Consider the following 16,326-nt stretch of genomic DNA (forward strand, 5'->3'; position numbering starts at 1 on the left):
TAAGACAAATTTAAGTTTAGAACAAAAAAGCACTTTTTGTTAAAGGAAAAAAGCGATTATAAAACGAGGCTTTCCAGTAAAACTTATACATTTATTTAACAAATCACTCGTAGTTATCCTAATGTGAGGCGATATTTTGTAGATATGAAAAAAGTAATTTGCTAGTATTCGTTCGATTTTTATCCAGTTAAACGAGGAGAAGCAATGCCCTCTCAATTGATGAGGACAAGTGCCGTCTTCGCTTTCTTGATTTCACTACTCTTTACTGGTGTAAGTTTTGCTTCAACCAGTACCGGCAGTTCCCATATACTGCAAGCGTATTCTTTCAAAAGCACGTCAACACCGTTGCCTGATTTGAAAAAATACCCTTCGGGAACACAGCGTAAGAAAGCGTTTTTAAATGTCATAGTTCCTATTATTGACAATGTTAATAATAAGATTTTGAGAGATCGTGAGTGGTTAACCACTCAACGTAAAGCCCAGCACTGGGGCAGCGCAGATTTAAAAAAATTGCGTGAAATCTGTCAATATTATGGCGTTACATGTACCAGCCCGAAAAAAGTAAATTGGGATTCGTTATTAACTCGCGTTGACATTATTCCGACACACTTTGTCGCAACGCAAGCTGCAACAGAATCTGGCTGGGGAACATCGAAGTTGGCACAACAAAATAATAATCTATTCGGTATGCGATGTGGGAGTCAGTCTTGCAATAACGTTCCAGGGAAAACCAAAGGCTATGCAGCCTACCCTGATATTGAAGGCTCAGTGATTGCTTATATGCGTAATCTAAATACGCACCGCGCCTATAATTCATTGCGCTCCTCAAGAGCACAGCAAAGAATGACGCAGCAACAACTCGACTCTCGCCAGTTAATCACTGACTTGAAAGGTTACTCAGAAATGGGCTCAAGTTATAACGATTATCTGACCGAAATGTTCGACTCAAATAAAAAACTGATCACTCAAGTTCAGTTGCAGTCGAAGCAAGATAGTTAAGCTTTAACAAGCTTTCATCCAACAAAAAGCCACTTTTCTATCTAGAGAAAAGTGGCTTTTATTTATCACAAGATAATCTTTTGATTGAAAGCCTGCTTAGAATTCATAATATATGTGGTAACACGTTTGGTATGACTTTTAAATCACACCCTTAGAGCCATTTATGAATTTTTTTTCATTCGAGTTTCTCGGAGCCTTTGTTAGCTTTTTTGTTCTATACTGGCTCTTTCAAAAGCACGTCAAGATCCAAAATATCCTACTGATTACAGTCAGTTATGCTTTTCTATTTTATGCGGATTATCGTCCTGCGATTATCTTATTAAGCTATACGCTCTTTATTTATTTACTGGCGAATATATTAACTAAGTATACATCCTCTAAAGTAATATACTGGCTATTAGGATTACTCGTTGCAGTCTATTTTACTGCCTTTAAATATTACTCATTTTTCCAAGAAACACTGACACAAGCATTCCAACAATGGGGACTCAGTATTGAGTTGCCTCTTATTGAGTTGCTTGCGCCATTAGGACTCTCTTTCTATATTTTCCATTCGGTCAGCTATGTTGTTTCTGTTTGCCGAAAAGAGATCCCTAAAGCGCCATTTTTAGATGTCGTTCTTTATTTATGCTTTTTTCCAAGCATCGTCGCGGGGCCAATTAATCGCGCTAAAGAATTTCTCCCACAAATTCAGGCGCCAACACGTAAAATCATTGATTATAAAGGGGCGATAATGCTAATTGTTTTGGCTATCGCAAAACTCTTTTGGTTAAGTGGTTGGTTCTCAACAAACTATGTCGATCCCGTATTTAATGCACCTGATTTAGCGCAAAGTGGACAAGTACTAACCGCAGTTTATGCCTATGCATGGCATATCTATTTCAACTTCTCGGGTTACACCAATCTTGTTACAGGTATTGCCTTATTACTGGGTTTTGTCGTGCCTCGTAACTTTAATGCACCTTATTTAGCGATAAACTTAGCCGATTTCTGGCGTCGATGGCACATTAGTTTATCTACCTTTATTCGTGATTACGTCTATATTCCTTTAGGGGGTAATCGTAAAGGGGTGATTAGACAAAACATTAATGCCTTTGCTGCAATGGTGATTTCTGGATTATGGCACGGTGCGGCAATGACCTTTATTATTTGGGGCGCTATTCACGGGATGGGTGTGGTGTTATTGAATATTAAACACCGCCTCTTTCCGCCGAAGAAAAATCCCCTGCCGAGTGCCTTATCGTCATTAAATATGTTGTTGTCGTGGATAATCACTTTCCACTTTGTTTGCTTTGCGTGGATATTTTTCCGCAGTCAAACCGTGGGAGATGCGTTGGTCTTAATCCAGCAACTCTTTAGTGTGGGAGCTTGGGCATCATTACAAGCTGAAGGCTTAACCCTCTTTATGTTCTGGGGACTTTTCTTACTTTATCCTTGCTTTGTGACATTAAGGGATATCGTGGCTCGTCTTGAGAAAAAAGTGCCGTGGTATGTTTATCCTCTACCACTTGCGTTGATCCTCACGATTATTTTTATGTTGTCTCCAGATGGGGTGCCAGGATTTATTTATGCCAGCTTTTGATTTCTGCTCAAATTTAAAAAAGACAGCAAAAGTCGCCTTAATGGTACTCTTTAGTACCATCTTGTTGATTTGGCTAAACCAAACATCGCTAGAGCGCTTTTGGCAACAACAATATCACCGCCCTGCACCTTGGTCTGGGCTTTCTCACTATTATGCTTGGCAAGTAGGTGGACAACTACGTGATGGTGTATTCGTTGCGATAGAAAGCTATGGTGATTACCTACAAGTTAACCATCCCGATAATCAGGCAAAACCAATAGTACAAACCTCAACACCTGAGCAACTTCCTGAAGGCTTTGCTGTTGGTCTACACTTCTTTAACGGGTATACACGACCAGCGACTCAATTAACACAACGCTTCCCTCAACTGTTAGAGCGTAAGCAAGCAATGAGTGGATTACCTTACCATTCGGTTACGGATGTGTCTGATGACGCCTTACAAGCCTTAAAACCCATCGTTCAGAAAACAGAAATTACCTTATCACCAGAAGATAAAGTGTTATTTGCGGGCGATTCAATGATGCAAGGTGTTGCACCTTTACTTAAACGCCAGCTGAAAACAGATTACAACATCAGCAGTATCGATTTAAGTAAACAAAGTACAGGACTTGCTTATCCACGCTTTTTCAATTGGCCACAAACGATTGCGACACGTTTAGCCAGTGACGACTCTATCAAATTATTAGTGGTCTTTTTAGGTCCTAACGATCCTTGGGATATGCCACCCGATGGGGGAGGACGTTACTTAAAATTTGCGAGTGAAGCGTGGGAATCAGCCTATCGAGCTCGTATTGCAAGCATTATAGAAAATGCTCGGCAGAATAATGTCACTGTTATTTGGGTTGGACCACCTAATATGCGCAAGCAGAAGTTATCTGAAGGTATGGCATATCTCGATAAACTTTACCGTGAAGAAGCTGAAAAAATGGGCGAAATTTACCTTTCCGTCAATGATATGTTTAAATATGAGAAAGATATTTATTCTGATTATATGGGTGACGGTAGCAGTCGTGTTAAGTTAAGAGCCGGTGATGGCATTCATTTTAGCTTAAAAGGCCAGCAAATTATTGCTCAACACGTATTCTCACGCATTCATCTTCAAGAAGAAATTAAAGAAGATAATGCAGTCGATGATGTAAAAGATAAAAACACGGTTATTGTAAATGAAACAGATAACGCACATCCTTAAGCGTAAAACTTTAGTCAGTAGCTCAATCATATTGGCTTTAGTTTCACTCTTAGTTGCTTGTAACCAAGACACTGAAAAAAAAGTAAAGCTCCCCACACCAACCGTATTACCCGCTGATGGTTCAAGACAGCTTTATAACTATCATGATCCCAACTTTGCAGGCTTTGTTAAGAAACTCCAGCAAGGTCGCCAAACTGTTCACATTGTCCAGTTAGGAGATTCCCATACTGCGGCTGATTTTTTCAGTGGTAAGTTGCGTGAACGTTTTCAAACTGACTATGGTAATGGCGGTATTGGTTTTATTCCTCCGACAAATATCGCAGGTCAACGCATTGCAAACGTACAATACCAGAGTGACAAAAAGGCATGGGCACTGCTTTCAAGCAGAAAAGACAGCGATCCTGATTTCCCATTAGGAGGCTTTATTAGTGAACCTCAAGCGAAATGGGCAAAATTACAGTTATCTGAAAACCCTGTGACTCAACAACGCTATCAGTTACAAGCACTTTATAAAACGCCAACAACGGCACAAGTGAATGTACAGTCATCGACAAGCAAAGTCCTTTCACTATCGCAAACACAAGGTAAATGGCAGTTTTCAAATCCAACAGCCATGACATTCCCTGTCAACATTACAGTGAGCAAAAACCAGCCAGTAAAATTAGGCGGTTGGTTGATAACCAATCAACAACCTGGGGTAATGCTTTCTTCATTAGGCATTAATGGCGCCACTATCAATATGATGGATAAATGGGGCCCACAGTGGACTGAAACGTTAGGACAATTACATCCTGATATGGTGATTTTGGCTTATGGTACAAATGAAGCTTTTAATGACACCTTCGATTTAGTCGCCTATCGTCAACAACTTACGGATAAGATCCGCCAAATTCGCCAGTACGCTCCTAATAGTGCCATTTTATTAATTGGGCCTTCTGACTCAATCAAAAATAAAGAAGCGCTAGATTGCCGTTCACAACAACCTCAATGGCTAAGTGATATTGTCAGAATTCAAAAAGAAGTCGCCCAACAAGAAAAAACCCTTTTTTGGGATTGGCGTAACTATATGGGCGGAGAGTGCTCAATAAAAGTGTGGGCATTGTATGATTTAGCAAGGCCAGATGGTGTTCATCTTTCTCGTGAAGGTTATGAAAGTAGTGCCAATACACTTTATAGCCAATTAAATACCTTAATAAACAAAGGCTGATCCACTCTGTTTAATACACCAAAAGGAGCCTATCGCTCCTTCTTGGTTTTCTTATTTTTATTTATCTAATTAGTAAGTTCCTGAGTTTAATAAAACATCCACATACTTGATAACATCAACACTGGCTTGTTCCATTCGTTCTATATATTGCGTTACTGCATCTTGATCACCATTTATATTAGCGCTTAGTGCTAAACGCCCGCATTCATGTACCAACTTATGTGGTTCTTCTAAACGACGAAAAGCCTCTGTACCTGCGAATTTCCGTCCATCACCTTGGTAATACCATTTACCTAATCGACATTCGGTATGTTGGTTAACACAGTGCTCATCATCATTATTTAATAAATGGATATAAATCGCTTCTTTCCATAAAACATGATCAAGTTTAACGGTATTAAAAAATTGCTGCATCGAAATAAAGGTAAAAATATGTTTAAGTTCATTCACTTGCTCTGACAATGAGATTAAGTTTTGATGCCCTTCTTCTACCTGTATTTTTATTTGTTGAACCTGTTCTTGGTTTTTTTCTGTAGTTTCTTTAACTGGAATAAAGCGAGCACCTAAATTGTTATTAATGCTAGCAATAGAAGAAGCTTGTTTCTGGATTTCTAATGATAATTTTTTCATCTCTTGGGCTAAGACTGAAAATCCCGCACCTTCTCGCCCTATATGCCCAGCTTCAATTGCCGAATTTATCGATAACAAGTTCGCTTGACTAGAAAGCCTATCAATATTGCTGGCACTCTCTTTAATTTTTTTTAGCCAATCTGAAAAATTTTCTATCTCTTCTCGGCTATGCGTAAAATGTGTATCAACCTCATTTAAAAATTGAGTTAATAAGCTGGAATTATCTAACATCTTATTGAATAGATGTTCCATCTCATCAAGTAAATTAAGCTTATCTTGTAACTTATTACTTGATGCCAAAATCGAATCACGTATAAGTGTGATTGTATGAATATTACAATCCGTGTGTTTAATAAAAAGCGAATTATAGTCAACCATATATGATAGCCCTAAATATTCTCAACGAATAAAGAAACCTATAGGTTAATCATTAATGCGGTATTTTCTGTCATATTTGATAGGCATTTATAGCAATGAAAAAAGCGCGTCAAAAGACGCGCTAATAATTTGAAACACAGGGATTAGATATCAAAGAAAAGCGAAGAAAATCATACCGATCACTGCACCTGTTGTGCCAAGAATCGTTTCCATTAATGACCATGTTTTTAAGGTTTGTGCTTCTGTCGCACCCGTAAATTTACCAAACAACCAGAAACCTGAGTCATTAACATGGCTAAGAATAATAGAACCACCCGCGATACAGACTGACAATGCTGCCATTTGAGCACCACTGTATCCCAACTCATTGATCACCGGTAAAACTAAACCCACCGCGGTTAAACAAGCAACCGTTGCTGATCCTTGAATCACACGTACTGCACCCGCTAATATAAAACACGCGACTGCGATAGGCATACCCGCGCCAATTAAAGCATTCCCTAAGGCAGGGCCAACACCTGAATCGACTAATACTTGTTTAAAGACACCACCTGCACCCGTCACCAGCAAAATGATCCCCGCCGGTTGAATGGCAGCAGAACAAATCTCCATCACTTTTTCTTTGCTCATACCACGGCGGATTGCTAAGCCATAAATAGCCACTAAACACGCCACAAGAATAGCGATAAAAGGATGACCAACAAATTCAAGAATGTTGTACAGCTCTGAGCCTTTCTCAACGAAACGTGCACCAATGGTTTTACATCCCACTAAGACTAAAGGTAACAACACAAGTGCAAGACTGAAACCAAAAGAAGGCATTTTATTCTGACCTAAGCTAGGCTCAGATAAATCTTTTGGTAAGTCTAAGGTGACATAACGGCTGATAAAGTTACCAAAGATAGGACCGGCTAATAACATGCCTGGAATAGCCGCACACAAACCAATTAAGATCATCCAACCAAAATCAGCATTCATTTGATCAGCTAACAACATCGGTGTTGGTCCTGGCAATAAGAAAGCTGCAGCACCGGCAACCCCCGCAAATAGAGGAATAGCCATTTTTACCACATTGCCACCGGTACGACGAGCAACAGCGAATACAACACCAATTAATAAGACAACAGCGACATCAAAGAACAGAGGTAGAGCACAAATTAAACCTGCAATACCTAATGCGTAGTTGGCACGTTTCTCACCAAAGTATTTTAATAATCGCACTGCGATTTGGTCTAATGCCCCAGTTTCATGCAGTACCTTACCAAACATTGCCCCTAACGCGACGACAATAGAGAGGAAACCTAAAGTCCCCCCCATGCCGTTTTGCATGGTTTGTGTGATTTTCTCCAAAGGCATACCAGAGAAAAGGCCTGCGCCAATGGCAACAATCATTAATGCAATAAAAGCATGTAAACGAGCATACATCACAAAAAAGAGCAGTAATAAAACAGAGCCAACTGCCGTTAGCACCAGTGTTAATGTACTCATACCGTTTCCCCTTCAAAGGTCCCTTGAGTGACTGAATTTATCTTATTAATTGCACTTTCAATCACATCATCAAGTGGCATTGAAATATCAATTTCATACACATCGTTTTCAGCTTTAGTTGGCTCCTCTAAGGTTTCAAATTGAGTCACTAACATTTGAGGTTTAAAGAAGTGCCCTTTACGTGCTTTTAAGCGACTTTCAATCAGCTCATAGTCACCTTTTAAATATAAAAAGTGCAGACAATGATTGCCGTCTCTTAACATATCTCGATACTGTTTTTTCAATGCAGAACAAACAATTAATGAAACACTATTAGTTCTTTGCATTGCAAATGCGGCATCATTTAATGCTTGTAGCCAAGGTTTACGATCTTCATCATTTAAAGCATGGCCAGATGCCATTTTAGTAATATTTGAGCGAGGATGGAGGAAATCACCGTCCAAAAATGCAGCACCTGTACGTTGTGCTACACCACTTGCGACCGCAGATTTACCGCTGCCTGATACCCCCATTAAGATGAAAACATGGTGTAGGGATTGGGTATCGTTCATAGAATGCTCCTTTAAGGCAGATATTAAGTCTTTCTTGTAATGTTACCCGTAACTGTTACGGGTAACATATCCGAAATAGCAAGGTAAATACAACTACGAAGATCAACTAAGAAGTGAAAATGTGAAGCGACTCTCAAATGAAAGTAAGATGATCTACAAACTGACAACAAAATATCTTACTAACTTCTTTTTATTCTCAGCAAAATGGGGAGAGATAACGCTAAAAGCGAAAAGCAATCTCAATAAAAAAACCCTACTGTTACGAACATAACAATAGGGTTTAAATATTTATTTTTTAATATTATCAATAAGTTAATTAATCATATACTTTCACCAGTAATAATGCGGAAACCAACATCTATCACTTGACCCCGAGCAATTTTGCCTTTCATTCGTTTAAGCAATAAATCAGCCGCTTGTTGCCCCATTTCATCACGTGGCGTGAAAATACTGGCAAGGCGAGGTGTCATCACTTGTCCAACATCGTGCCCGTGGAAACCCGATATCGCAATATCGTCTGGTACAGAAATCCCTAAACGTTGACACTCAAAAACAGCACCAATTGCAATATCGTCATTGGTACAATAAAGCCCGTCTAAATCAGGATATTGCTTACGTGCAGCATGTAATAATTCGGCCCCTAACGAATAAGATGAGCTTTTGGGCGTCATCACATTACCGATAGGTAAACGCGCATCTTGCATTGCTTTTTCATAACCCTTTAAACGCATTAAGGTCCGTTCATCCTGTCTTGCACCAAGATAAATAACGCGTTTACATCCACGTTTGATCATCTCATTGACCATCTGTTCTGACGCATTCACATTATCTAATCCCACCGCCGAATCAAAACAAGGCGACACGCTGTCCATGATTTCCACCACAGGAATACCTGCAGTTTCTAACATTTTCATTGTCTTTGGCGTGTGCGTTCTTTCAGCAAGAATAAGCCCATCGATATTATAAGAGAGTAATGAAATCAGACGTTCTTCTTCTTTTTCAGCACGATATCCGTAGTGCGCTAACATGGTTTGATAACCGTATTTATCGGTCACTGATTCAATACCACGAATAACTTCAGCAAAAACTTGGTTAGTTAAAGAAGGTAGCAATACCCCAATCGCATGACTGGTCGAATTAGATAAAATATCAGGTGCGCGATTAGGAATATAATTGAGACTATCTAATTCACGCGCAATTTTTTCTCGTAAAGCTTCAGAGACTTGTTCGGGGTTACGCAGAAAACGACTCACAGTCATTTTGGTAACTCCAACTCGTGAAGCGACATCCTGTAATGAGGGGCGTTTTTTCTTCATTTTATATCGCAACTATCCAAAAACACTCGTATTAATACGCGCTTTAATTTTCCAAGAACGCTGATTATAGCCCTAGGTTATACACTATTTCGAATAAAGTTTTTCAGATGTGTACCTAGATTTGATTTTGACTGATGATCCCTTGACTTAAGCCAAAGGAAATATAGTATTCTTCGCTATATAATAAATGAAATAACGATACCAATATAAAACAATAAACAGTGTGAACTTATGGCGATCCGTAGACGACAATTTCTAACTTATCTCACAACCCTTGCAACATTATCAGCACTTCCGCATTCTGTAAGAGCCGCAATAACCTCACGTATTGCAGCTCAATTTGGTCATGTTCCAGTATCAACCGCAATCAATCGCGTGATAAGTGCAGGACCTCCTACTGATCAATTGTTACTCGCATTAGCACCTGAAAAATTATTGGGTTTTTCCTCACTTAATTTAGAAAAAAGTCCTTTATTTTCAGACGAACTGCGCAAATTACCCCGTTTAGGGCGTTTGTCAGGACGAGGAAGTACTCTTTCTTTAGAAGCTTTACTGACATTAGAACCCGATATCATTATTGATAGTGGTAATGTCGATGAAACCTATCGTTCATTAGCAAAACGTGTTTCCGATCAAACAGGTGTACCTTATGTATTAATTGATGGCACATTAAAAGATAGCCCAGCTCAGTTACGTCAAACAGGCGCTTTATTAGATGTTGTAGAAAGAGCCGAAACATTAGCACTCATTGCAGAACAGTATCTTAGTGATGCCACCTTGTTTGCATCCACACAAAAAACAGCTCCTCGTTTTTATCTTGCTCGCGGTGCAAAAGGGTTACAAACAGGCGCAAGGCAATCTATACATACCGAAGCTATTGAAATGTTAGGTTTTGAAAATGTGGCAGATATTCCTAATTTCACGGGATTAACGGATGTTTCACCAGAACAATTATTAATGTGGGATCCTGAAATTATCATCACACAAGATGAAAATGCCTATCAACAAATTAGGCAAGATCCTGTATGGAAAAGCGTTCAAGCCGTTAAAAATAACAATGTGTTGCTGTTTAAAGGCCTACCATTTGGTTGGTTAGATGGCCCTCCTGGTATCAATCGTTTAATGGGAATGCGTCGCTTACAGAGCCATTTTGACTCTCGAATAGAAAAACAAGCCACTCAAGATCTACAAAATTACTTTGCTCATTTTTACCATACGCAATTAAGTGCTGAACAATGTCAGCAATTGTTGGAGTATTCATGAGTCAAACCTTACGTATCACGCTTTTATTTGCGGTATTCTCTATCGTTGCGTTAATTGCAATCACTAGTGGTAAGTATTCACTTACTACTAATGAACTGTGGGTTCTGATAAGTAATAAATTTACCGGCAATATAGAGTATAACCGTACTGAAACCGTCTTTTGGCAAATCAGATTTCCTCGCGTTCTAGCGGCAATCTTAATTGGTGGAGGACTGGCGATTGCGGGTGCTGCTTATCAAGGAATGTTCCGTAATCCTTTGGTATCACCGGATATTCTTGGGGTATCCTCCGGTGCTGGCGTAGGTGCCGTGTTCGGTATTTTTCTTGGACAATCAATGTTGTCTATTCAACTTTTTGCCTTTACTGGCGGTTTAGCCACCGTTGCTCTAGTCTACTTTATTGCGAGGCTTGCAAAACAACACGATCCGGTACTTTCCCTTGTGTTGGTTGGTATTGCTGTTAGTGCATTGTGTGGCTCAGCAATCTCATTAATGAAAATTCTCGCCGATCCTTATACTCAATTACCTTCAATTACCTTTTGGCTTTTGGGTGGGCTTTCAACCATTACCGCTTCTGATTTAATTTCGATTGCCCCTTTAATGTTAGTGGGTTTTATTCCACTCATTTTATTACGCTGGCGTATGAATATACTCAGTTTATCTGACGAAGAAGCGAGAGCGTTAGGTTTAAACGTTGAAGTCACTCGACTTATCTTTATTTTGTCAGCCACATTAATCACCGCAAGTGCAGTTTCTATTGCAGGTATTATTGGGTGGCTCGGCTTAATTGTTCCCCATATTGCAAGATTGTTAGTGGGTGCCAACTTCAGCCAACAACTCCCTGTTTCCTTACTTGTGGGAGCCATCATGTTGTTAATTACGGACACATTAGCCCGTACAATTGCCAATATTGAACTTCCATTAGGTATTTTAACGTCTGCCATTGGTGCGCCATTCTTCTTAATGTTATTACTTCGAACGAGGAAAGGCTCATGATCATTGCTAATGCAAAGCAGCTCGCCATTGGCTATAAAGGCAAAACCTTAATTAAAGATCTCTCATTCCATATCGAGCAAGGGCAAATCATCTGCTTATTAGGCGCCAATGGTTGTGGCAAAACGACGTTGATGCGAACGCTGTTAGGGCTAATACCCTGTATTGATGGTCAGATTCATATTGCGGGTAAAACACTAAGTGAGTGGTCACCAACAGAACTTGCTAAAGTGGTGGCGTATGTTCCTCAAGCCACACATATCCCCTTTTCGTTCAATGTTATCGATATGGTTGTGATGGGGCGAGGGGCGCATATCTCCTTTTTCTCTATGCCTAGCTCACAAGATAAAGCAATGGCAATGGAAACCTTAGAAATGCTTTCACTTTCTCATCTTGCACAACGAACTTTTGATACTTTAAGTGGCGGTGAAAAACAGATGGTATTAATTGCACGCGCATTGATACAACAACCTAAGTTGCTGATTATGGATGAACCTGCAGCAAGCCTTGATTTTGGTAATCAAATAAAACTGCTTACCCAAGTTAAGGCATTAAAGGCTTTAGGGATCAGTGTGTTTATGTCTACACATCACCCTCAACATGCGGCCTCTTTAGCAGATGATGTTATTTTACTGACACCTCATACCCCTGTTTTACAAAACAGTCCTAACGTTTTGCTAACACCCGAAAACTTAGCGCACCTTTATGGTGTACAACCAACAGATATTCAGGCGCATTTTCACGCCTACTCTGATAATAAAAATGGCTATAGGCAAGAATATGAATACTATTGAAACCACTGATTTTGCTGAACTTTATAAAAACCATATGATACAGGCAGAAAGAACTAAAAAAGAGCCTGAACATTGGGATAAACGAGCTGAAAAGATGGCAGAAACCTGTGCCAATCCTAATGATCCCTATTTAATAAAATTTCGTGAAATGATGGATTTTACCGATGCTGAAACCCTATTAGATGTAGGTTGTGGCCCGGGCTCTATCAGCCTTCATGTGGCAGACAAATTCAAAAAAATCTTTGGTATTGATTACAGTACAGGCATGTTAACTGTCGCTAAACGCAGAGCTGAACAATCGGGTATCAACCACGCTGAATTTATCACTTGTTCATGGGAAGATAGTTGGGATGATCTTCCTCGTTGTGATATCGCCGTTGCTTCACGCTCAACATTAGTGATGGATTTAAAAACTGCGCTCTTAAAGCTTAATCGTCAAGCTAAACTACGTGTTTATACTACTCACACGGTTTCACCAACCTTTGTTGATCAACGTATTATTCGCTTACTGGGTCGAGATGTTCCTACTCTTCCGACGTATATTTATGCAGTGAATATGCTGAACCAAATGGGGATCAACCCTAAAGTGGATTATATCCGTAGCCGTAATTGTCAGAGTAATTTCAAAAACCTTGAGCAATTTATTGAAGGCATCAACTTCTCTGTAGGGCCTTTAAACGAAGACGAAATAGTACGCCTAACGCATTACTATCATGAAAGCATTGCAAGGGGTGTTTCACTGATTTCCCCCACTCGTGATTGGGCGATGGTTTCTTGGGATGTCGTCCCTGAAAGTGAGTTAACCCTATGATTTATTATCCTGATGCCTTTCTTGATAATTTATTGATGGAAGATATCCAATATGGCGACCTCACTAGTCGAGCGCTCAATATTGGTGATCACATCGGTACAATGACATTTACACGCCGTGAAGCGGGTTGTGTCAGTGGGATCACGCTAGGTTGCCGTTTATTAGAAAAATTAGGATTAGTAGTCACAAGACATCTACAAGACGGTGATTTTGCTAATAATGGTGATTGCTTAATCACTGCCGAAGGCCCTGCTGATGCACTACACCAAGGATGGAAAGTAGTACAAAACGTATTGGAGTGGAGTTGTGGCGTTAGTGACTATATGGCAAGAATGCTAGAAATCTATCACCGCTATCAACCTCAAGGGCAAATTGCGTGTACTCGTAAAAATATCCCTAATACCAAATTACTAGCAACCCAAGCAGTACTCGCTGGTGGTGGTATTATTCATCGCCAAGGTTGTTCTGAAACTATTTTACTCTTTGCTAATCATCGCCGATTTCTATCAGAGCCTGATAATTGGGCACAACACGTTAAGCAGTTACGCCAAGCGGCACCTGAAAAATGTATTGTTGTGGAAGCGGATGATATTGGACAAGCAAGAGAAGCGTTAAAAGCACAGCCTGATATTTTACAGTTAGATAAATTTTCGATTGAAGATATCTCACTGTTACAACAAGAAGCGCCTCAAATCGCACCTCATTGTCACTTATCTGTAGCTGGTGGTATTAACCTCAATACGATAGAAAATTATGCACGGACAGGTATTACTTTAATGGTAACGTCTGCGCCTTATTATGCTCCACCGGCAGATATTAAAGTTCGTTTGTATCCAAAAAATTAAATAAAAAATAACAAATTACATGTAAGTAAGTGTTTACAAATTTAATCAATAATAAGCAAAGAAAATGCACGTTGTAAACAAAGTGAAGTAAGCTACAAGGAGACGGTAGTGTCGACATAGTGGAATGCTTCGCCGTACTTGAGTCACTTTCAACGTAATCAATTTGTTTTATAAATAAGCAGAGCACTTATAAGTAAGTGCTCATTTTATTCATTTATTTTTACGCAAACCGTTATATAAATAATTATATAATGATTACATAATTTGAGATTGGAATAATGAAATTAAAACCTCTATGCTACTGCTTATCTTTCGCCCTACTACCAAATATTGCGCTTGCTGATACCACTTATGGCCAATCAACACCTGACTTATTAACTGTTTGGAGTAGCCCAATAGCGGCAAATCCAGATGTGTTAACGCAAGAGCAGATGCTTGAACAAAATAAAGTGAATGCAGCACAAGCTATTGCAACATTACCTGGTGTTGTTATGCAAAAATCAGGTAACCGTAATGAATACACCATTAAAGTACGTGGCTTTGATAGCCGCCAAATACCAATATTCTTTGATGGTATTCCTACTTATGTACCTTATGATGGCAACTTAGACTTGGCTCGTTTTACCACCAACGATCTGGCAAGCATTGAAGTTAATAAAGGTTACACGTCATTACTACAAGGCCCTAACTTAATGGGGGGCGCTATCAATATCACAACAGCAACACCGAAAAAACCGTTAGAAGGCAGTATTGCCTATTCTCAAGGCTTTGCTCGTGGTGCTGATTATGCACACAACATGAGTGCACGTTTAGGTGCTCGAAATGATTTAGGCTTTATTCAAATTAGTGGAAGTCAATTAAAACAACGTTTTACTCCAATCCCCGGCGCTGATGAAAATAATGCAGTAGCTGGAACTCATGGACGTCGTGATAATTCAGCAACTGATGATAAACGTGGCATGATCAAAGTTGGTTGGACACCTCGTCCTTCTGACGAATATACCCTAACTTATGTAAAACAAGAGGGTGAAAAAAATAGCCCGCCTAATACCTCTATTAATGCAAAAGGTAAATATAAGTATTGGGCATGGCCAGATTACAACAAAGAGAGCTACTACTATAGCGGTATTACTCAAATCACCGATGGTATTAATCTACAAAGCCGCGCTTATCACGACAAATTTGAAAACACTCTCTATATGTATCCGAAAAAAGGCAACGATGTTGACTATAGTCATTATGATGACTACAGCACAGGTGCCGCATTACAGTTAGGCATTGATACTCGCGAAAATGATTTACTCTCTTTTGCGACACACTGGAAAGATGATGTTCACCGCTCTCAAAAAAAGAGAAATGGTGATTGGATACGTTATAAAGACAGAACATGGTCTTTAGCCTCTGAATATCAGTGGGTGGCGACTAACGATTTAGATTTTGTGGGTGCGATTAGCTATGACTGGCGTGATAGTGTTGATACCGACAAAGGTGCTGATGATAATAAACAAACTGCCTTTAACTGGGAGATGATGGCTAAATATTCATTAGCGAATAATGATAGCATTCGTTTCTCTGTTTCTGATCGTAGCCGTTTCCCTACCCAAAAAGAACGTTACACGACTGAAAAACCGAAAGATAGCTCAAAAGGGATTATTAATCCTAATTTAAATCCTGAGCGCGCTTTATCTTTCGATTTAACCTATAACGGTCATATTACCGATAACTGGGGTTATCAGACGAGTCTTTACTACAATCGTATCAGCGATGCAATTATGGCACATACTGTTTATCGCAATGGTACAGCTTTCTTCCAAAACCAAAATAGCGGACGTATTGACTATATTGGTTTAGATTTAGGCACCAAAGGTAACGTGACAGATTGGTTAGAACTTGGCTTAAACTATAGTTATATTCATAGTGACCCGAAACAGATCGAACACATTGAAGGCTTACCAAAACATAAAGCCTATATGTGGATAACATTTATTCCAGTTGAACAAGTTCGCTTTACCGTTATGGAAGAAGCACAAGGTTGGACTTATAACCGGATTGATGAAGATGACAAGCTGGCCGGCTATGCAAAAACAGATCTACGTTTAGATTATGATTTGGGGTATGGCATTTCTGCTAATGCATCAATCAATAACCTATTCGATAAATCTTATGAATATACTCAGGGTTATATGGAAGATGGTCGTAATTACTGGTTAGGCGTTGAATATAAATTCTAATTTATTTTTATCGATGTAAGAGCTGATGTTTATTTTAATATCAGCTCTTT

General features: G+C 39.4%; 14 protein-coding genes. 10 read left to right on the forward strand and 4 right to left on the reverse strand.

Annotated elements, in window-relative coordinates; genetic code table 11:
* Positions 1-204 precede the first annotated feature (204 nt).
* The 4 genes from DK858_RS16170 to DK858_RS16185 all read left to right on the forward strand — a co-directional run bounded on the left by DK858_RS16170 (position 205) and on the right by DK858_RS16185 (position 4,977).
* Positions 205-999, forward strand: coding sequence for a protein bax (locus DK858_RS16170; RefSeq protein WP_109398277.1), 795 nt, complete (start codon positions 205-207; stop codon positions 997-999).
* A 163-nt stretch (positions 1,000-1,162) separates the two neighbouring features.
* Positions 1,163-2,581, forward strand: coding sequence for an MBOAT family O-acyltransferase (locus DK858_RS16175; RefSeq protein ID WP_109398278.1), 1,419 nt, complete (start codon positions 1,163-1,165; stop codon positions 2,579-2,581).
* Positions 2,568-3,770: an SGNH/GDSL hydrolase family protein gene (locus tag DK858_RS16180; RefSeq protein WP_109398279.1), complete on the forward strand. Its 1,203-nt coding sequence runs from the start codon at positions 2,568-2,570 to the stop codon at positions 3,768-3,770. Before DK858_RS16175 ends, DK858_RS16180 begins: the two co-directional genes overlap by 14 nt.
* Entirely contained in the window at positions 3,745-4,977 is a 1,233-nt protein-coding gene (locus DK858_RS16185; RefSeq protein ID WP_109398280.1) for an SGNH/GDSL hydrolase family protein, read from the forward strand. Before DK858_RS16180 ends, DK858_RS16185 begins: the two co-directional genes overlap by 26 nt.
* A gap of 69 nt (positions 4,978-5,046) precedes the next feature.
* Here the strand turns inward: DK858_RS16185 and DK858_RS16190 are convergent, their stop codons facing one another.
* From DK858_RS16190 to gntR, 4 genes are all read right to left on the reverse strand, one after another.
* Positions 5,047-5,985: a methyl-accepting chemotaxis protein gene (locus tag DK858_RS16190; protein ID WP_109398281.1), complete on the reverse strand. Its 939-nt coding sequence runs from the start codon at positions 5,983-5,985 to the stop codon at positions 5,047-5,049.
* Between the two features lie 150 nt (positions 5,986-6,135).
* A complete protein-coding gene (gntU, locus tag DK858_RS16195; RefSeq protein WP_109398282.1) occupies positions 6,136-7,473 on the reverse strand; it encodes a gluconate transporter in 1,338 nt (445 codons plus the stop codon).
* Entirely contained in the window at positions 7,470-8,024 is a 555-nt protein-coding gene (gene gntK, locus DK858_RS16200; RefSeq protein WP_109398283.1) for a gluconokinase, read from the reverse strand. The genes gntU and gntK overlap by 4 nt, the downstream gene beginning before the upstream one ends.
* Positions 8,025-8,344: 320 nt before the next feature.
* On the reverse strand, positions 8,345-9,340 hold the full coding sequence (gntR, locus tag DK858_RS16205; RefSeq protein WP_109398284.1) for a gluconate operon transcriptional repressor GntR: 996 nt from the start codon (positions 9,338-9,340) through the stop codon (positions 8,345-8,347).
* Positions 9,341-9,571: 231 nt separating this feature from the next.
* Here gntR and DK858_RS16210 point away from each other — a divergent pair, with 231 nt between their 5' ends.
* The 6 genes from DK858_RS16210 to DK858_RS16235 all read left to right on the forward strand — a co-directional run bounded on the left by DK858_RS16210 (position 9,572) and on the right by DK858_RS16235 (position 16,276).
* A complete protein-coding gene (locus DK858_RS16210; RefSeq protein WP_109398285.1) occupies positions 9,572-10,603 on the forward strand; it encodes an iron ABC transporter substrate-binding protein in 1,032 nt (343 codons plus the stop codon).
* Positions 10,600-11,598, forward strand: coding sequence for a FecCD family ABC transporter permease (locus DK858_RS16215; RefSeq protein WP_109398286.1), 999 nt, complete (start codon positions 10,600-10,602; stop codon positions 11,596-11,598). The genes DK858_RS16210 and DK858_RS16215 overlap by 4 nt, the downstream gene beginning before the upstream one ends.
* Entirely contained in the window at positions 11,595-12,389 is a 795-nt protein-coding gene (locus DK858_RS16220; protein WP_109398287.1) for an ABC transporter ATP-binding protein, read from the forward strand. The genes DK858_RS16215 and DK858_RS16220 overlap by 4 nt, the downstream gene beginning before the upstream one ends.
* Entirely contained in the window at positions 12,376-13,200 is an 825-nt protein-coding gene (locus tag DK858_RS16225) for a class I SAM-dependent methyltransferase (protein ID WP_109398288.1), read from the forward strand. The genes DK858_RS16220 and DK858_RS16225 overlap by 14 nt, the downstream gene beginning before the upstream one ends.
* A complete protein-coding gene (gene modD / locus DK858_RS16230; protein ID WP_109398289.1) occupies positions 13,197-14,045 on the forward strand; it encodes a ModD protein in 849 nt (282 codons plus the stop codon). Before DK858_RS16225 ends, modD begins: the two co-directional genes overlap by 4 nt.
* A gap of 278 nt (positions 14,046-14,323) precedes the next feature.
* Positions 14,324-16,276 carry a TonB-dependent receptor plug domain-containing protein gene (locus DK858_RS16235; RefSeq protein ID WP_109398290.1) on the forward strand — a complete coding sequence of 651 codons (1,953 nt, stop codon included), beginning with the start codon at positions 14,324-14,326 and terminating at the stop codon, positions 16,274-16,276.
* Positions 16,277-16,326: the final 50 nt, after the last annotated feature.

It is taken from the genome of Proteus faecis, from assembly GCF_003144395.1.
Classification (GTDB): Bacteria; Pseudomonadota; Gammaproteobacteria; order Enterobacterales; family Enterobacteriaceae; genus Proteus; species Proteus faecis.